The 17151-nt window shown below is 70.9% G+C and carries 17 protein-coding genes; 10 read left to right on the plus strand and 7 right to left on the minus strand.

What is annotated here, in order from left to right; genetic code table 11:
- Positions 1-87: 87 nt before the first annotated feature.
- Positions 88-528: a hypothetical protein gene (locus ACIQM0_RS29195; protein WP_385032597.1), complete on the minus strand. Its 441-nt coding sequence runs from the start codon at positions 526-528 to the stop codon at positions 88-90.
- Positions 529-635: 107 nt separating this feature from the next.
- Positions 636-1574, minus strand: a complete 939-nt coding sequence (gene miaA, locus ACIQM0_RS29200; RefSeq protein ID WP_401292211.1) for a tRNA (adenosine(37)-N6)-dimethylallyltransferase MiaA — start codon at positions 1572-1574, stop codon at positions 636-638.
- A 239-nt stretch (positions 1575-1813) separates the two neighbouring features.
- Between miaA and ACIQM0_RS29205 the strand changes: the two genes are divergently transcribed.
- Positions 1814-2050, plus strand: a complete 237-nt coding sequence (locus ACIQM0_RS29205; RefSeq protein ID WP_362965262.1) for an antitoxin — start codon at positions 1814-1816, stop codon at positions 2048-2050.
- A gap of 122 nt (positions 2051-2172) precedes the next feature.
- Here the strand turns inward: ACIQM0_RS29205 and ACIQM0_RS29210 are convergent, their stop codons facing one another.
- Positions 2173-2886, minus strand: a complete 714-nt coding sequence (locus tag ACIQM0_RS29210; protein WP_401292215.1) for a class III extradiol dioxygenase subunit B-like domain-containing protein — start codon at positions 2884-2886, stop codon at positions 2173-2175.
- A gap of 84 nt (positions 2887-2970) precedes the next feature.
- A complete protein-coding gene (gene miaB, locus ACIQM0_RS29215; RefSeq protein WP_363026103.1) occupies positions 2971-4491 on the minus strand; it encodes a tRNA (N6-isopentenyl adenosine(37)-C2)-methylthiotransferase MiaB in 1521 nt (506 codons plus the stop codon).
- A 135-nt stretch (positions 4492-4626) separates the two neighbouring features.
- Between miaB and ACIQM0_RS29220 the strand changes: the two genes are divergently transcribed.
- Positions 4627-5628, plus strand: coding sequence for a TAXI family TRAP transporter solute-binding subunit (locus ACIQM0_RS29220; RefSeq protein ID WP_401292218.1), 1002 nt, complete (start codon positions 4627-4629; stop codon positions 5626-5628).
- A 34-nt stretch (positions 5629-5662) separates the two neighbouring features.
- On the opposite strand, the gene ACIQM0_RS29225 is transcribed toward ACIQM0_RS29220, so the two are convergent.
- Positions 5663-7057, minus strand: coding sequence for a sensor histidine kinase (locus tag ACIQM0_RS29225; RefSeq protein ID WP_401292221.1), 1395 nt, complete (start codon positions 7055-7057; stop codon positions 5663-5665).
- A gap of 15 nt (positions 7058-7072) precedes the next feature.
- A complete protein-coding gene (locus ACIQM0_RS29230) occupies positions 7073-7765 on the minus strand; it encodes a response regulator transcription factor (RefSeq protein ID WP_385032530.1) in 693 nt (230 codons plus the stop codon).
- 337 nt (positions 7766-8102) lie between these two features.
- Between ACIQM0_RS29230 and ACIQM0_RS29235 the strand changes: the two genes are divergently transcribed.
- The 8 genes from ACIQM0_RS29235 to ACIQM0_RS29270 all read left to right on the plus strand — a co-directional run bounded on the left by ACIQM0_RS29235 (position 8103) and on the right by ACIQM0_RS29270 (position 14511).
- The gene (locus tag ACIQM0_RS29235) at positions 8103-8891 is read left to right on the plus strand and encodes an amino acid ABC transporter ATP-binding protein (protein ID WP_363026111.1); all 789 of its coding nucleotides are present in this window, start codon (positions 8103-8105) and stop codon (positions 8889-8891) included.
- 81 nt (positions 8892-8972) lie between these two features.
- Positions 8973-9815, plus strand: coding sequence for a glutamate ABC transporter substrate-binding protein (locus tag ACIQM0_RS29240; RefSeq protein WP_401292224.1), 843 nt, complete (start codon positions 8973-8975; stop codon positions 9813-9815).
- Between the two features lie 74 nt (positions 9816-9889).
- Entirely contained in the window at positions 9890-10555 is a 666-nt protein-coding gene (locus ACIQM0_RS29245; RefSeq protein WP_401292227.1) for an amino acid ABC transporter permease, read from the plus strand.
- On the plus strand, positions 10552-11460 hold the full coding sequence (locus tag ACIQM0_RS29250; protein WP_401292230.1) for an amino acid ABC transporter permease: 909 nt from the start codon (positions 10552-10554) through the stop codon (positions 11458-11460). Before ACIQM0_RS29245 ends, ACIQM0_RS29250 begins: the two co-directional genes overlap by 4 nt.
- 242 nt (positions 11461-11702) lie before the next feature.
- Positions 11703-13316, plus strand: a complete 1614-nt coding sequence (locus ACIQM0_RS29255) for an FAD-dependent monooxygenase (RefSeq protein ID WP_401292297.1) — start codon at positions 11703-11705, stop codon at positions 13314-13316.
- 72 nt (positions 13317-13388) lie between these two features.
- Positions 13389-13436: a hypothetical protein gene (locus tag ACIQM0_RS29260; RefSeq protein ID WP_311314449.1), complete on the plus strand. Its 48-nt coding sequence runs from the start codon at positions 13389-13391 to the stop codon at positions 13434-13436.
- Between the two features lie 74 nt (positions 13437-13510).
- Positions 13511-14047: a cysteine dioxygenase gene (locus ACIQM0_RS29265; protein ID WP_401292233.1), complete on the plus strand. Its 537-nt coding sequence runs from the start codon at positions 13511-13513 to the stop codon at positions 14045-14047.
- Positions 14048-14091: 44 nt separating this feature from the next.
- Positions 14092-14511: a rhodanese-like domain-containing protein gene (locus ACIQM0_RS29270; RefSeq protein ID WP_401292300.1), complete on the plus strand. Its 420-nt coding sequence runs from the start codon at positions 14092-14094 to the stop codon at positions 14509-14511.
- Between the two features lie 58 nt (positions 14512-14569).
- Here ACIQM0_RS29270 and ACIQM0_RS29275 read toward each other — a convergent pair whose 3' ends face one another.
- Complete coding sequence (locus ACIQM0_RS29275) at positions 14570-17128, minus strand: FtsX-like permease family protein (RefSeq protein WP_401292235.1); 2559 nt, start codon at positions 17126-17128, stop codon at positions 14570-14572.
- Between the last annotated feature and the right edge of the window lie 23 nt (positions 17129-17151).

Genomic DNA, 17151 nt, shown 5'->3' on the forward strand with positions numbered 1-17151 from the left:
GCGGCGCACACAGCGCCGCGAACCGGCCGCCCGCGCGACGGGGCTCCGGCACCTGCCGGGGGAGGCGGGGCGGGGCCGGGTCCGGTGTCAGGAACGCAGCCGCGCCACGCGCCACACGGCCAGCGCGACCAGTACCGCGCACACGGCGACGTACAGCATGATCACGCGCCAGTCGGGGCGCTCCCCCGAGCCCTTGGGCGGCAGTCCGGGCCAGGTGTGTCCGACGCGGCGGGCGGCCATCATGCCCCAGCCCGCGGCGCAGCAGCTGATCAGCAGTCCCAGCATGGCGACGACCGCGCCACCGTCACCGAACTCGAAGGCGAGCGGGAAGGCGAACATCAGCGATCCCAGCGCGGCGAGGGTGACGATCGGTGCGAGCTGCCAGATACGCAGCCGGCGGGCGGGACGCAGCTCGACCTCGACCTCGGGGGTCACTTCGAGCTCATCGGGCCCGTCGGGGCTCAATCGTCCTGCCTCGTGCTGCGTGTCCGGTGCGTCTTGCTCTGTGTCGCGGGGGCCGGCCTCCATCGCCACGCGCCCTCCCAACTCGGACTCCACTGGTCGATCGATGCTCGATGATGGCACGCCGCGGCTCGCCGAACTGACGGGCAGGGCTTCCCGATGCCATCACGTGATCAGGCTGTAACCGCTCGTTCGACCAACGCCAGCGCCTGGCCCGGGAGTTCCCCGCGGTGTGCGGCGGCGCCGTTCAGCCAGTGGACGCGCGGGTCGCGGCGGAACCAGGAGTCCTGGCGGCGCGCGAACCGTTTGGTGGCGCGCACGGTCTCGGCGCGCGCCTCGTCCTCGGTGCAGTCCCCGGCCAGCGCGGCGAGCACCTGCTGGTAGCCGAGTGCCCGGGAGGCGGTGCGGCCGTCCCGCAGCCCCCGCGTCTCCAGGGTGCGCACCTCGTCGACCAGCCCCGCGTCCCACATCCGGTCGACCCGCCGGGCGATGCGTTCGTCGAGTTCGGGGCGGGCCACGTCGACGCCGATCTGGACGGTGTCGTAGACCGCATCGTTACCGGGGAGGTTGGCGGTGAAGGGCTTGCCTGTGATCTCGATGACTTCGAGGGCCCGGACGATGCGCCGCCCGTTGCTCGGCAGGATGGCGCGGCCCGCCTCCGGGTCCGCCGCGGCGAGCCGGTCGTGCAGCGCGCCGGAGCCCCGTTCGGCCAGTTCGGCCTCCAGCGCGGCCCGGACGCCGGGGTCCGTGCCGGGGAACTCCAGGGCGTCGATCGCGCCCTTCACATAGAGGCCGGAGCCGCCGACCAGGACCGGGGTGCGGCCCTCGGCGAGCAGCCGGTCGATCTCGGCGCGGGCCAGGCGCTGGTACTCGGCGACGCTGGCGGCCTCGGTCACGTCCCAGATGTCCAGCAGCAGGTGCGGGACGGACGCGCGCTCCGCGAGTGTCAGTTTCGCGGTGCCGATATCCATCCCCCGGTAGAGCTGCATGGAGTCGGCATTGACCACTTCGCCCCCGAGCTGCTGGGCGAGGAACACCCCCAGGTCGGACTTTCCTGCTGCGGTGGGACCGACGACGGCGATGACCCGCGGTGCGGGAGCTGGACTTCTCACTGCGACAGTCTCGCAAACCGGGGGCCCGTTCCCGAATGGACGACGCGGCAGCCGGGACGGGGACGCGTTCGGATGCCCCGTCAAGTAAAATGTCGAGTACATATGGGCGTTTTCTCATGGTTCTGCCGTTCGTCCTCCACGATCGCCGATACCGCGGCCGGGAGAGTGCGTCACAGCACGGCGGGTATCCGGGCCGGAGAGAGCACTCGCACGCAGTCCCCCAGCAGAGAAGGTGTCCGATGGGCTTCATGGACAATTTGAAGGCGAAGCTGAGCCCGGCGAAGGACAAGGTCAGCGACCTCGCGCAGCAGCACGGGGGCAAGATCGACCAGGGGCTCCAGAAGGCCGCGCGGACGGTGGACGAGAAGACCAAGGGCAAGTACAGCGACAAGATCGAGTCCGGCACCCAGAAGGCCAAGGACGCGGTGGAGCGGCTGTCCCACAAGGACGGGGGCACCACGCCGCCCGCTTCCTGACCCCGGTCCGGCAGGACAGCGTGACGGCCGCGGAGCGGCATCGCTCCGCGGCCGTCGTGCGTCCGCACTGATAGCGCCCCGACGGGGCCGGCCGGTGTTCCCGCGGCCGAAGCCGTGGCGGGTCAGGACCAGGCGGCGACCAGGTAGCCCACGCCGTACGGCGCGTCGTCGTACAGCAGCCGGCCGTCGAGACCGGCGCCCTGCGCGGCCCCCGCGAGCACCTGCCAGGGCGCGCGGCCCGCGGCCTTCAGCTCGTACGCCAGCGCCTCGTCCAGCGCGATCAGCGCACCCGTGTCCGCCGTACCCAGGGCGCGCGAAGCCACCGCGTCGAACTCCGTGGCGCGCTCGTCCAGGTAGCCCGGGGCCTTGAGGGTGCGGCAGGCACTGCCGTCGCCCATCACCAGCAGCGCGACCCGGTCCGCCCGGGCGGCCAGCGCCCGCCCGGTCTCCGTGCAGCGGCCGGTCTCCAGCGGCTCACCCACGCCGAGCCCCTCGACCGGGGCGTCCGCCCACCCGGTACGGGCCAGCAGCCAGGCGCCGACCGCGAGTGACGCCGGAAGGGGCCGGTCGGCGACCGCGCCCAGGTCCCGCCCGAGCCGCACCGCGAGATCGACGCCGAACTCCTGGAAGGTGCCGGTGGCGCCCTCGGGATGGGGTCCGCGGCCCGCGGGGTCCGCCGGGCCGACCACGATCAGCAGATCGGGCCGGGAGGCGGCCAGCACGCCCAGGGCGTCGGTGCACGCGGTCCTCGCGGCGTCGAGCTCGGGCGCGGCACCGGCGGCGACGTCGGGGACCAGCAGGGGCGGACAGGGGCAGACAGCGGCGGCGACAAGCATGGTGGGCAGCGTACTGGCTGGGGGGCCGCCCGCCCCTCGGCGGACGCACCCCCGAGCGCCCGTGGCGGGCGGGCGGTGGGCCCGTCAGTCGCAGCCGCAGCCCGGGGCGGAGGCGGCGGGCAGCGGTGCCGGGGCGCCGATCCCGGGCAGCCCCAGCATCACGCCGGCGGGCGTCGCGGCCGGGGCTGCGTTGCGCTTCTCCCAGGCGTCCCCAGAGCGGGTGCGCCGCACGGCGACGGGTGTGCCCTCGGCGAGCAGGTGGTGCGGGGCGGCGTAGCTGATCTCGACGGTCACCACGTCGCCGGGCCGTACGTCCTGGTCCGGCTTGGTGAAGTGGACCAGGCGGTTGTCGGGGGCGCGGCCGGACAGCCGGTGGGTCGCGCCGTCCTTGCGGCCCTCGCCCTCCGCGACCATGACGTCCAGCGTGCGGCCGACCTGCTTCTTGTTCTCCGACCAGGAGATCTCCTCCTGGAGGACGGACAGGCGCATGTACCGCTCCTGGACGACCTCCTTGGGGATCTGCCCCTCCATGTCGGCGGCCGGGGTGCCGGGGCGCTTGGAGTACTGGAAGGTGAAGGCGTTGGCGAAGCGCGCCTCCCGGACCGCGTGCATGGTCTGCTCGAAGTCCTCCTCGGTCTCGCCGGGGAAGCCGACGATGATGTCGGTGGAGATCGCGGCGTCCGGCATCGCGGCGCGGACCTTCTCGATGATGCCGAGGAAGCGTTCCTGCCGGTACGAGCGCCGCATCGCCTTGAGGATCGTGTCCGAGCCGGACTGCATCGGCATGTGCAGCTGCGGCATCACGTTCGGGGTCTCGGCCATCGCGGCGATCACGTCGTCCGTGAAGTCACGCGGGTGGGGCGAGGTGAAGCGGACCCGTTCCAGCCCCTCGATCCGTCCGCAGGCGCGCAGCAGCTTGGAGAAGGCCTCGCGGTCGCCGATGTCGGAGCCGTAGGCGTTCACGTTCTGGCCGAGCAGGGTGATCTCGGAGACGCCCTCGGCGACCAGGGCCTCGATCTCGGCCAGGATGTCGCCGGTCCGGCGGTCCTTCTCCTTGCCGCGCAGCGCGGGGACGATGCAGAAGGTGCAGGTGTTGTTGCAGCCGACGGAGATGGAGACCCAGGCCGCGTAAGCGGACTCGCGGCGGGTGGGGAGCGTCGAGGGGAACGCCTCCAGGGACTCGGCGATCTCGATCTGCGCCTCCTCCTGGACACGGGCGCGCTCCAGCAGCACGGGCAGCTTGCCGATGTTGTGCGTACCGAAGACGACGTCGACCCAGGGAGCCCGCGCGACGATGGTGTCGCGGTCCTTCTGGGCGAGGCAGCCGCCGACCGCGATCTGCATCCCGGGGCGCTTCGTCTTCATCGGGGCGAGCCTGCCGAGGTTGCCGTACAGCTTGTTGTCGGCGTTCTCCCGCACCGCGCAGGTGTTGAAGACGACGACGTCGGCGTCGCCGTCGGAGCCCTCGGGCGCCCGTACGTAGCCGGCGCCCTCCAGCAGCCCCGACAGCCGCTCGGAGTCGTGGACGTTCATCTGGCACCCGTAGGTACGCACCTCGTAGCTTTTTCTGACGTCCACTGCTTCGCTCCGGTTGCCGCTGCTCATGCGACAAGGGTAGGCGCTGCCCGGACACCTCCCGTCGCGGGCGGCTCCCGGACGGCTCTCCCGGCCGCGGTGGAGGTCGGGAGATCCGCCGGCGCCCCTGGCCACGGCCGGGAACGACCTGGCAGGATCGCCGCCATGCTCCCGGCCGCACTGTCCCGAATCGGCCGGCGTCGCTCCTTCCGGGCGGGCGCCGCCGTCGTCGTCGTGCTCGGGCTGCTCCTGTGGTGGCTGATGCCGCTCGGGGAGTCCACACCGAGCGGAACCCTGTCGTTCAGTACCGGGGTCCGCAGCGGCGTCTACCAGCGTTACGGCGAGCGGCTCAAGGGCGCACTCGCCAAGGACCTGCCCGATGTGTCGATACAGCTGCAGACCAGCGAGGGATCTCAGCAGAACATCGCCCGGGTGGCGACGGGCAAGGCCGATTTCACCATCGCGACCACCGACGCCGTGGCCACCTATCTGCGGGACGGGAAGCCGGGCGCAGAGCGGCTGCGCGGCTGTGTCCGGCTGTACGACGACTACATACAGCTGGTCGTGGACCGGGGCTCGGACATCCGCAAGGTCGCGGACCTGCGCGGCAAGAAGGTCGCGGTCGGACAGCCGGGGTCGGGGGTGCGGCTCGTCGCCGACCGGCTGATGACGGCCGCCGGCCTCGACCCGGTCAACGACGTGACGGCGATACCGGCGGGCATCGACACCATGCCCGAGCTGCTGGAGGACGGCAGGCTCGACGCGTTCTTCTGGTCGGGCGGGCTGCCGACCACCGCGGTGGCCGACCTCTCGGGCCGGTTCGCGATCCGGCTGGTCCCGCTGGAGGACCCGCTGATCAAGGAGCTCCAGGCGGCCGGCGGGTCCACCCGCTACTACCGCTCGGCCGTGATGCCCGCGGACGCCTACCGCAACGCGCAGCAGGGCCAGGCGGTGCCCACCGTGGCGGTCGCCAACGTGCTGGTGACCACCGACCGCACGGATGCGGCGATGACCGAGGCGTTCACCCGGACCGTGATCGACAGCCGGGACCGCATCGGGCGCGAGGTGCACGCCGCGCAGCTGGTGGATCTGCGGACGGCGATCTACACGGATCCGCTGCCGCTGCACGAAGGGGCCAAGCGCTACTACCGCTCGGTCAAGCCCTGACGTCCGGTCCCGGCCGCTCCGCGGAAGCGCGTGTTCAGCCGTGCGGTCCGTTGCGCGGCACCGAGACCGTCACCCGCAGCCCGTGCGGTTCGTGCCGCTCATAGGCGAGGGAGCCTCGGCTCGCGGCCAGGAGTGCCTGGGAGATGGAGAGGCCGAGACCGGACCCCCGCACGTTCTGGTGCTGTGAGCTGCGCCAGAAGCGGTCTCCGACGCGCTCCAGCTCCTGTTCGGTGAGACCCGGCCCGCGGTCCGCGACGACGACCGTGACGCATTCGCTGCCGGAGGCGACCGTGACCCGGACCTCCTCCTCGGCGGGGGTGAACTTGAGCGCGTTGTCGATGATGGCGTCGAGTGCGCTGGACAGGGCGATGGGGTCCGTCCAGGCGGTGACGGCGGGCGTGCCGTCCGCCCTGAGCCGTACGCCCTTCTCCTCGGCCACCGGCCGCCAGGAGGAGACGCGCTCGGCGGTGAGGGCGCCTATGTCCGTGAGCTGGAGATCGGCCGCGGCGTGCTCGGCCAGGGCCAGGTCGAGCAGATCGTCGAGGACCTGGCCGAGGCGCTTTCCCTCCGTGCGCACGGAGGCGATCTCCTCGTTGCCCTCCGGGAGTTCGAGGGCGAGCAGCTCGATGCGCAGCAGCAGCGCGGCCAGCGGGTTGCGCAACTGGTGCGAGGCGTCCGCGACGAAGGCGCGCTGCTGTTCCAGCACGTCCTCGACGTTGTCGGCCATCTCGTTGAACGAACGGGCCAGCCGCCTGAGTTCCGACGGCCCTCCCGACGCCGCCACCCGGGACCGCATCCGGCCGCTGGCGATGTCGTGGGCGGCCACGTCCAGGGTCCGCACCGGGAGCAGGACCCAGCCGGTGAGCCGGATCGCCGCGCCCACGGCCACCAGCATCGCGACCACCTCGCCCGCCGCGATCACCAGCCAGCCGCGGAGTGTGTCGGAACGCATCTGCGCGGTGGGCGAGTCGATGACGACGACGGCCACCACGTCACCGTCGCGCACGACGGGCGAGGCGACGACGACCCGGCCGTTCTGCCAGGGCCAGACCTGCGGCGGATCGTGGCTGCGACGGCCGAGCAGCGCCTCGTTGAACGCCTGGCGGCCCTCACCCTCGACCGGCAGCCGCCAGTTCGCCGGGGCCTTCGCCATCGCGGAGTCGTCGCGGTAGAAGACGCCCGCCCGGATGCCGTACACCGAGTCGTACGTCTCCAGTTCGGTCTGGAGCGTGCGCTGCCGTTCGTCGTAGCCGTGGGTGCGTTCGGTGATGAACTGGGCGAGTGCGGCGAAGCGTGCCGTGTCGTCGATCCGGTCGATCACGACGCCCTGCTGCTGGGCGGCGGCCACGCTGACGGCCAGCGGGAAGCCCAGCGCGAGCAGCACGCTCGCCATGAGAACGATGAGCAGCGGAAGCAGCCTGGTACGCACTGGGGACGTACGCCTCTACGCGGACGGGGCGACGAGGCGGTAGCCGACCCCGCGCACGGTCTCGATCAGTGCGGGCAGCCGCAGCTTGGCGCGCAGGGAGGCGACGTGCACCTCAAGCGTGCGCCCCGTCCCCTCCCAGCTCGTGCGCCAGACCTCGCTGATGATCTGCTCCCGGCGGAACACCACGCCGGGCCGCTGCGCGAGGAGGGCGAGGAGATCGAACTCCTTGCGGGTGAGCTGGACTTCGCTCCCGTCGACACTGACCCGCCGGGTGGGCAGCTCGATGTGCACATGGCCCAGGCGCAGCGCGGCGACGGGCGTGGGCCCGGTCTCCTCACCGGCCGGCTTGCGACGGCTGACGGCGTGGATACGGGCGAGGAGCTCGCCGGTGTCGTACGGCTTGGTCACGTAGTCGTCGGCGCCGAGGTTCAGTCCGTGGATGCGCGAGCGGACGTCGGCCCGCGCGGTCACCATGATCACCGGTACCGCACTGCGCTTGCGGATCTTCCCGCACACCTCGTAGCCGTCCTGGTCGGGCAGCCCGAGATCGAGGAGTACGACTCCGAAGGGCTCCGCATCCGTAGGGAGGAGGGCCTGCAGGGCCTCCTCGCCGCTGCGGGCGTGCACCACCTTGAAGCCGTGCCGACCGAGGATCGCGGACAGGGCGGCGGCGACGTGGTTGTCGTCCTCGACGAGCAGCAGTCTCATGGGCCCCCTCTCCGAAGGTGCGGTTGCGTGTCACTGCGGTCACATGTCGGTGCGGTCACGTGGACCTCTGGTCACTGCCCCGTTTCGAGGCGTTTCACATAAGGGTGTACCAGGGCATCCACTCCGATGACCGGTGGACCAGTCAAGTGCTCGCCTGTTGCATCAGTGTTTCCGTTATGCACCCGGTACGCCCGGAGGGCCCGCAGGGCGTCCCGTTCACGCGGAGTGTCCGGTTGCGGCCGGATCGTTATGCTCAATTTCCGCTCAGATGTAATGACGCTGGTCGCACTGCGTCACTAGGGTCCTTCACAACCGAGGAGGACGGAGCAAAAAGCCGATGAGCGGAGTTTCAGTGACCAAGGGCGCCGAGGACGCTGCACCCGCGGCCGGCGGCGACCTGGTCGTGCTGAGCAACGTCAACAAGCACTTCGGCGCGCTGCATGTGCTCCAGGACATCGACCTGGCTATCGCCTCCGGCGAAGTCGTGGTCGTCATCGGGCCCTCGGGGTCCGGGAAGTCCACGCTGTGCCGCACGATCAACCGCTTGGAGACGATCGACTCGGGCGCGATCACGATCGACGGGAAGCCCCTGCCCGAGGAGGGCAAGGAGCTGGCACGGCTGCGCGCCGATGTCGGCATGGTGTTCCAGTCGTTCAACCTCTTCGCCCACAAGACGGTGCTCGAGAACGTGATGCTGGGCCAGCTCAAGGTCCGCAAGACGGAGAAGAAGGCGGCCGAGGACAAGGCGCGTTCGCTGCTCGACCGGGTGGGCGTGGCGACCCAGGCCGACAAGTACCCGTCGCAGCTCTCCGGCGGTCAGCAGCAACGTGTGGCCATCGCACGGGCGTTGGCGATGGACCCCAAGGTCATGCTGTTCGACGAACCGACCTCCGCGCTCGACCCGGAGATGATCAACGAGGTGCTGGAGGTCATGCAGCAGCTCGCCCGCGAGGGCATGACCATGGTCGTCGTCACCCATGAGATGGGTTTCGCCCGCTCCGCGGCGAACCGGGTCATCTTCATGGCGGACGGGAAGATCGTCGAAGAGGCAACACCCGACCAGTTCTTCAGCAACCCACGCAGTGACCGGGCCAAGGACTTCCTGTCGAAGATCCTTCACCACTGATGAAGCCACCGTCGAGGCCTTCAGCGCCGGTTTCCGGACCGGCTGATCACTCACATCGCGTCAACCCCAGGGAATTTCACCATGCAGCTTCGTAAGGTCACCGCCGCCTCGGCCGCCGTGCTCGCTCTCGCTCTCACCGCCACCGCCTGTGGTTCCGACGACAAGGACGACTCGTCCGGTTCGGGCGGCGGCAAGAAGATCACGATCGGCATCAAGATCGACCAGCCGGGTATCGGTCTGAAGACCCCGGACGGCAAGTTCACCGGCTTCGATGTCGATGTCGCCACGTACGTAGCCAAGGAACTGGGCTACGACGCGAAGGACATCAACTTCAAGGAGACCAAGAGCCAGGACCGCGAGACGTCGATCGAGCGCGGTGACGTGAAGTTCATCGCCGCCTCCTACTCGATCAATGACGAGCGGCTGCAGAAGGTCGACTTCGCGGGTCCGTACCTCCTCGCCCACCAGGACATCCTGGTTCGCGCGGACGACGCCTCGATCAAGTCGCCGCAGGACCTGAACAACAAGAAGCTCTGCTCGGTCACCGGCTCGACCTCGGCGCAGAACATCCACGACAAGCTGGCACCGAAGGCTCAGCTCCTGGAGTACGGCGGCTACTCGGAGTGCCTGACCGGCCTGGAGAACAAGGCTGTTGACGCGCTGACCACGGACGACAGCATCCTGGCCGGCTACGCCTCGCAGGACGCCAACAAGGGCAAGTTCAAGCTGGCCGGCTTCAAGATGACCAACGAGAACTACGGCATCGGCCTGAAGAAGGGCGACGCCGACCTCAAGAAGAAGATCAACGACGCGCTGACCAAGATGGTCTCGGACGGTTCGTGGGAGAAGGCCGTGAAGGCCAACTTCGGCCCGGCGAACTACAAGAACGACCCCGCCCCGAAGATCGGCAACGTCGTCAAGTGAAGCAGGGCTGACCGGGCGCGCCGCCGCTGACGGCGGCGCGCCGTGCCCTCCTACACGCGGAAGCACGGGAGATCGTGTTCGACTTTCTTGATGGTTACGACCTGCTGGGGGCCTTCTGGGTGACGGTGCAACTCACCGTCTATTCAGCCCTCGGCTCCCTCATATGGGGAACGCTGCTGGCCGGCATGAAGGTCAGCCCGGTCCCCCTGATGCGCGGTTTCGCCACCGCCTACGTGAACGTGGTCCGGAACATTCCGCTGACCGTGATCATCGTATTCTCCTCACTGGGCCTGTTCCAGACGCTCAACGTCAAGCTCGGTGCAAGCGACTTCACCGACATCAACTTCCGGCTCGCGGTGCTCGCGCTGAGCGCCTACACCGCCGCCTTCGTGTGCGAGGCGCTGCGGTCCGGCATCAACACGGTGCCGGTCGGCCAGGCCGAAGCCGCACGCGCCCTCGGCCTGAGCTTCGCCCAGGTACTGCGGCTGATCATTCTCCCGCAGGCCTTCCGCTCGGTCGTCAATCCGCTTTCCAACGTCCTGATCGCGCTGACGAAGAACACCACCGTCGCCTCCGCGATCGGGGTGGCGGAGGCCTCGTACCTGATGAAGGGCATGATCGAGAAGGAGGCCCAGCTCATTCTGATCTCGGCCGTCTTCGCGTTCGGCTTCGTCGTCCTGACCCTCCCGACCGGCCTCATCCTCGGCTGGGTGAGCAAGAAGGTGGCGGTGAAGCGATGACCTCCGTCCTCTACGACGCCCAAGGACCGCGCGCCAAGCGACGGAACATCCTGTACACGGTGCTGTTCGCACTGGTCGCCGCCGCGGTGGTGTGGTGGGTCTACGACGGCCTCGCCTCCAAGCAACAGCTCGACTGGATCAAGTGGAAGCCCTTCTTCACCAGCTCCCAGCCGTGGGAGACGTTCATCTGGCCGGGGCTCCAGAACACGCTGAAGGCGGCCTTCTTCGCCCTGATCATCGCCCTGCCGCTGGGTGCGCTGTTCGGGATCGGCCGGCTCTCGGACCACCGGTGGATGAGGATGCCGTCCGGGGTGGTCGTGGAGTTCTTCCGGTCCATCCCCGTACTGATCCTGATGATCATCGCGAGCGCGGTGTACTCCGAGTACACGAACATCAGCACCGACACGCGCCTGCTGTACGCCGTGGTCACGGGACTGGTGCTCTACAACGCCTCGGTGCTTGCCGAAATCGTGCGCGCGGGCATCCTGTCCCTCCCGCAGGGCCAGACCGACGCGGCCAAGGCGATCGGTATGCGCAAGGGCCAGACCATGGTCTTCGTGCTGCTGCCGCAGGCGGTGACCGCCATGCTCCCCGCGATCGTCAGCCAGCTCGTGGTGATCCTGAAGGACACCGCACTGGGTGGCGCCGTGATGACCTTCCCGGAACTGCTGGCATCGGTCCGGCCGATGGCCGCGAACTACGGTGCGAACACCATCGCGTGCTTCACCATCATCGCCGTGATCTACATCGCGGTGAACTTCACCCTCACCTCGTTCGCGAGCTGGCTGGAGCGCTGGCTCCGGCGCGGGAAGAAGAGCACGGGCGCCGTCGTGGGCACAGGCCCGGGGGGCGCGCCCGAGACGGTCGGTGCGCCGGTGGTCGTCATGGACTCGTCCGCTTCCTGACGGCCCGTCGACAGACGTCCGCGAGGGGCGGTGGCGCATCCGCCACCGCCCCTCGCCGCGTTCCGGTGTCACTTGACGCACGCACCGGCAGTAGGTTGCATACGTTCTGTGATCGCGCACCGAGCCCCCTACGCCGCCGCATCTCCGTCGCCGCCGTCCCCGACCTCGTGGGCCGCCCCGGCCCGTCCGTTCTCCCCGTGCGCCTCCACGCGTCCGACCTCACACGTTCCGGGGGCCGCGCCGTGGACCCGGTGATCATCGTCGGTGCCGGGCCGGTCGGCCTGGTGCTGTCGCTCGCCCTCTCGGCGCAGGGTGTGCCGTCCGTGCTCCTCGACGAGGACCCCGGCAGGGACGAGACGCGCCCGGCCCGCACGGTCGTGCTGCGTGAGGACACCGCGGCCCTGGTGGAGCGGCTCGGCTGCAAGACGCTCCAGGACGAGGGCCTTCGCTGGTCCGGCTGGCGGTCCCTGCGCCGCAAACAGCTGGTACGCGAACTGCCGCTGGAGGAAGGCCCCCCGCCGGGAGGCCCGCCGGCCGCCCCCGTCCATATGCCGCAGCACGCGCTGGTGCGCGGACTGCGGGACGCGGTGGCCGCGCAGGATCTCGTCCAGGTGGCGCGGCTCAGCCGGATCGACACGCTGGAGCAGGACCCGGCCGGGGTCACCGTGCACACCAGGGAGCCCGGTTCGACCTGGTGGCGCGGGAGTTACCTGGTCGGCTGCGACGGGGCGCGGTCCACGGTGCGCAAGCTCCTCGACATCCGGTTCCCCGGGCGTACGGCGGTCGAACGCCACGCCGTCGCCGCGCTGCGCACCGAGCTGCCCTGGCCGGGCGAGGCCGTGCTGCACCGGCTGCCGCCGTGGCGCACCGGTGGCGCCGAGGTGACCGCTCGCCCGCTGCCCGACGACGTCTGGCGGCTGGACTGGCTGCTGCCGCCACGTGGCGAGCTCGTCACGCCCGACGTCCTGGTCACCCGGGTCCGGGACACCCTGGCGGGCTGGTGCGGCGAGACACCGCCGTACGAGCTGCTGGACACCGGCGTCTACACGCTGCACCACCGCCTCGCCCGGCGGTGGCGGGTGAAGCGGGCTTTCCTGGCCGGGGACGCCGCCCATCTGCTGGGCGCGCTCGGCACCCAGGGGCTGGACGAAGGGCTGCGGGACGCCGAGAACCTGGCCTGGAAGCTGGCGCTGGCCTGGCATCACGGCGCTTCCGACGCGCTCCTCGACAGCTACCAGGCCGAGCGCCGGGCCGCGGTCGCCTCGCGGCTGCGCGCCGCCGACCAGTCGCTGCCGATACTGCGGGGCGGCGGAGGACTGCGGACCCTGGTCCCGGGGAGCGCACGGGGGCACGATTCGCTGCTCACCGACGGACATCTGGGCTGCGGCCCCCTCGGTGCGCCCCCTTCCTACTCCCTGTCCCCCCTTGCGCCCCCACGCGCCGAGGCGCACGCCTCCGTGGGTACGCCCCTCGGTGCGCCGGTCGCAGATGTGCGGGTGACGGCGCCGGACGGCACGCCCGTACGGCTTCGGGAGCGGCTGGGGCAGGGGCAGCTGCTGGTGGTCCTGGTGGCCCCCGGTACGGGTGTGTGGGACCGGCGGCACTGGATGCGGGCCGGGATCATGCCCCGGCTCGTCGAGGCGGTGGACGCCCTGCCGGTGAAGGGTGAACTGCTGGTGGCGGAGAGCTATCCGGGGGCGTCCGCGCACACCGTTCTGCTGGTCCGACCGGACGGCCACCTCGTGGAGTCGTTCGGCGGGGTGCAGCCCGCGGAGCTCCTCGCGGCGGCCGAAGCGGCGCGCGGCGGCGCGGCCCGCACCTCCGAACGCTCCGACCGCACCGCAGACATCAATTGACCCCCCACAGGCGCACATGGTCTACTCCGGACCATGACCGACACCGATGTGCGCCTGTGGCGGAGGGTCCATATGGACCTGCTCCGCTATGCGGGCTGCGTGTGTCGCCCGTCCTGCTGAATCGCCTCCTCCTGCTCCGCCGTGCCCCACGACGTACGGCGTGAGCCTCCGCGCGAACTCTCAGGACGGTCCCTGTGTCTGCCTCCCCCTCCCCTGTTTCCGTACGCACGTCCACTTCCGGTCCGACGGCTGCGGAACTGCTCGACTTCGTCCGCCGTACCGCCGCGGACGCCGGCCTCATCGCCTCGCTCCCCCTGGACCCCGAGGGCCGGACCTGGATCCGGCTCGACGGGCCCGGTGGCAGTGAGGCCTGGCTGATCGGCTGGCCGCCCGGTACCGGCACCGGCTGGCACGACCACGCCGACTCGATCGGCGCCTTCCTGACCGCGAGCGGCACGCTCAGGGAGCACTCGCTCGCGGCGCGGCTGCCCACCGACGGGTGGAAGACCCTGGAACTGAACGAGGACATCGACCGCTCACGGGAGTTGACGGCGGGGCAGGGCAGGGCCTTCGGCAGGCACCATGTGCACGAGGTGCTGAACGAGTCCGCCGCCGAGCACGCCGTCTCCGTCCACGCGTACTATCCCCCGCTGCCGCAGATCCGGCGCTACAGCCGCACGGGCGCGGTGCTCCGCCTTGAGCAGACCGAAAGCCCGGAGGACTGGCAGTGAGAGACGAACCGCACGACGGTACGGAACGGGCGGTCACCGGACAGATATGCAGGGAACGGGCCGGTACGGAACAGGCCGCTGCGGAACGAGTCGGGATCGATGAACTGCTGGAGCGGGTCCGGTCCGGGTACGAGCGGCTCGGCCCCGACGAGGCGAGGGCGGCGGCCGCCGAGGGGGCTCTGCTCGTCGACATCCGCTACGCGGAGCTGCGCACCCGGGACGGCCTGATCCCGGGGGCGCTGGTCGTCGAGCGCAACGAGCTGGAGTGGCGGCTGGACCCGTTGGGGAGCCATCGCGCGGCGGAGGCGGTGAGCCACGGTCTCCGGGTCGTGGTGTTCTGCAACGAGGGCTATGCGTCGAGCCTCGCCGTCGAGTCCCTGCACCGGCTCGGTCTGTACCGGGCCACCGATCTGGTCGGCGGCTTCCAGGCCTGGCGCGCGGCGGGACTCCCGGTCGACGCGTGACCGGGCGCCCCGGCCCGGTAACCCTGGGCCGGGGACCCCGGGCCGACGGTGGCTGCGTTCACTGACCCGACGTGACGGCCTCCACCGGGCGGGCCTTCAGCACCACTCTGCCGGGCAGCGCCGTGGCAGTCAGGGCCAGCAGCGCCGCGGCGCCCACCACCGTCGCGTACACCAGCGGAAGAACGGCGGGCGCCGCACTGCCGGTCATACCGATGCTGAACGTGGTCAGCACGGCGAGGGCGATGCCGGTTCCGAGAACGGCCGCGATCAGCACGACCGACACCGTCTCCATACGCAGCATCCGCAGCACCTGGCGGCGCGTCGCTCCCGCCAGCCTGAGCAACGCGAACTCCTTGAGCCGTTCCGACACCGACATGGCGAGCGTGTTGACGACCGCGATGGCGGTGAAGGCCAGGACGAGACCCATGGCGAGAAGGTTGACCTCGGCGTTCTCCTGCTGCCGGTCCGCCCGGAGCCGGTCGGCTGCTGTCGGGGCCAGGACCGCGATCCCGGGAAACCTCCTTACGGAGGCGGCCAGTTCGCTACGGGAGGCGTCTCCGGCCACCAGGACGGTGGCGGCCAGCGGGTTGTCCATGTGGCGGGCGACCAGGTCGTGCGGCAGCGTCAGATCCCCGAAGCCCAGGCCGCGGTGGTAGACGGCGGCGACCGTGAGGGTGGCGGGCGTCCCGTCGCCGAGATGCAGCTCCAGCTCGCTGCCGGGGCGGAGGCCGAGCCGGTCGGCGGCGAGTTCGCTGATCGCGGCGGTGCGCGGGCCCGCGGTGAAGGCGGCGACCGAACCGCTCGTCACCTCGGGGTCCCAGGTACGGCTGAGGCCGGCCGCGGTGACCCCCTGGGCCTGGTACTTGTCGAGCCCGACCCGGACCGTGGTCCGGACGACCTCCGTGGCGGCGGTGACACCGGGCGTCTCGCGGACCGCGTCGACTGCGGCGGACGGGACGCCGGGGCCCTGTGCGCCCAGTACCCAGGTCGCGCGGGTGCCCTCCCGGGCCTGGGCCAGGGCGGCGTCCCCGAGGGTCGGCTGGATGAAGAGCACCGTGCAGGTCATGCCGATGAGCAGGGTGAGCGGGGTGACGACGGAGGCCATCCGCGTGGAGTTCCCGCGGATGTTCGCGTGGGCCAGCTTCCCGATGGGTCCGGCCGGGCGGAGCACCAGCCTCAGCAGGACGGCGGCCGCCCGTACGAGGTAGGGGCCCAGGAGCGACACCGCCGTGGCCAGCACCACCACCGCGAGGAAGGTCACGGGGGTCGAGGCGGCCTCGGTGCGCAGGATGCTCAGTACGGCGACGAGCACGGCGCCGCCGACGAGCAGGACCAGACCGGCGACGGTCCGTACGCGGGCGGGGCGGGCGCGCTCGACCGCGGCTTCGGCCATGGCCTCGGCCGGGCGGAGCCGGGCGATACGGCGGCCCGAGATCCGGGCGGCGGCCCAGGCGCCGATGAGGGTGACGGCCAGGGCGACGCAGGCCGGGAAGATGCCTGACGTCCGCTCCAGGGTCGCGGGGATCGCTCCTGTGTCGATGAATCGACTGTGAAGCCAGACGGCGAGCGGCAGTCCCGCCAGTGCGCCCAGCACCCCGGCGACGGCACCGACCACCAGGGCCTCGCGGCCGAGCAACCGTCGGACCTGCCGTGAGGTGGCGGCGATGGTGCGGAGCAGGGCCAGTTCACGGTGGCGCTGCTGGATGGAGAGCGCGAAGGTGCCGACGACGACCAGCACGGCGACCAGCAGGGAGGTGCCGCCCATGGCCGCGCCCATGGAGATGAGCTTGACCCGGGCGCCCGCCGCGTCCAGGAACTCGACCGGCCCGCGGTCCTCACCCGTGGCGATCTGGGCGGTCGTTCCCTCGAGGGCATGGGCGACCTGCTGCTTCAACCGGCCGATGTCCGTCCCTGAGGCGGGCAGCACACCGAAAGCCGTGACCTGGCCGGGGCGGGTGGCGAGGCGCTCGGCCTCCGCGGTGGAGAAGAACAGCGAGGTCTGACGTCGGAGTTGACCACGGCCCTCCGGGGCAGCGATGCCGCTGACGCGGTACGTGCGAGGCGCCCGGGTGGACTGCACGGTGAGCCGGTCACCGGTCGACAGGCCCGCCCGTTCGGCGAGGCCCCGGTCGATCACCACGTCGTCGTCGGCAGCCGGTGCACGGCCCTCGGTGAGGGCGAACGGGGTGAGCGGGGCGGAGGTCCACGCGTGGCCGTAGGACGACGGGCCGGCAGCTCCGTCGCCCGTCGGGAGGCCTAGCGGCTGGGCGAGGAAGGTCAGTTCGGGGACGACCGCACGGACACCCTCCAGGTCACGGAGCCGGTCGGCGTCGGCTGCGGGGAGCCAGGCGCGTTCGGCGACCGGCTTCGCCTTGTGCTTGACCTTGGTCTTTCCCTTGCCCTTGTGCTTGACGGTGGTCCGGTGGACGTTCTGGTCGGCGGAGACGACGAGCGGCGTCGCGGCATAGCGCTCGGTGACGATACGCCCGCGCAGACCGGTCTCCAGCAGGGTGCCGCAGGCGGTGACGAGGGCGGCGGCACACATGAGGGCCAGCAACGCTCCGAGGAATCCGCCCTTGCGATGTCTGATCGTCCGCAGTGCGTAGCGCAGCATCATGATGCGTCCGTCTCTTTTCCGTT

Origin of the sequence: Streptomyces sp. NPDC091387, from assembly GCF_044756945.1 — a bacterium.
Lineage (GTDB): Bacteria > Actinomycetota > Actinomycetes > Streptomycetales > Streptomycetaceae > Streptomyces.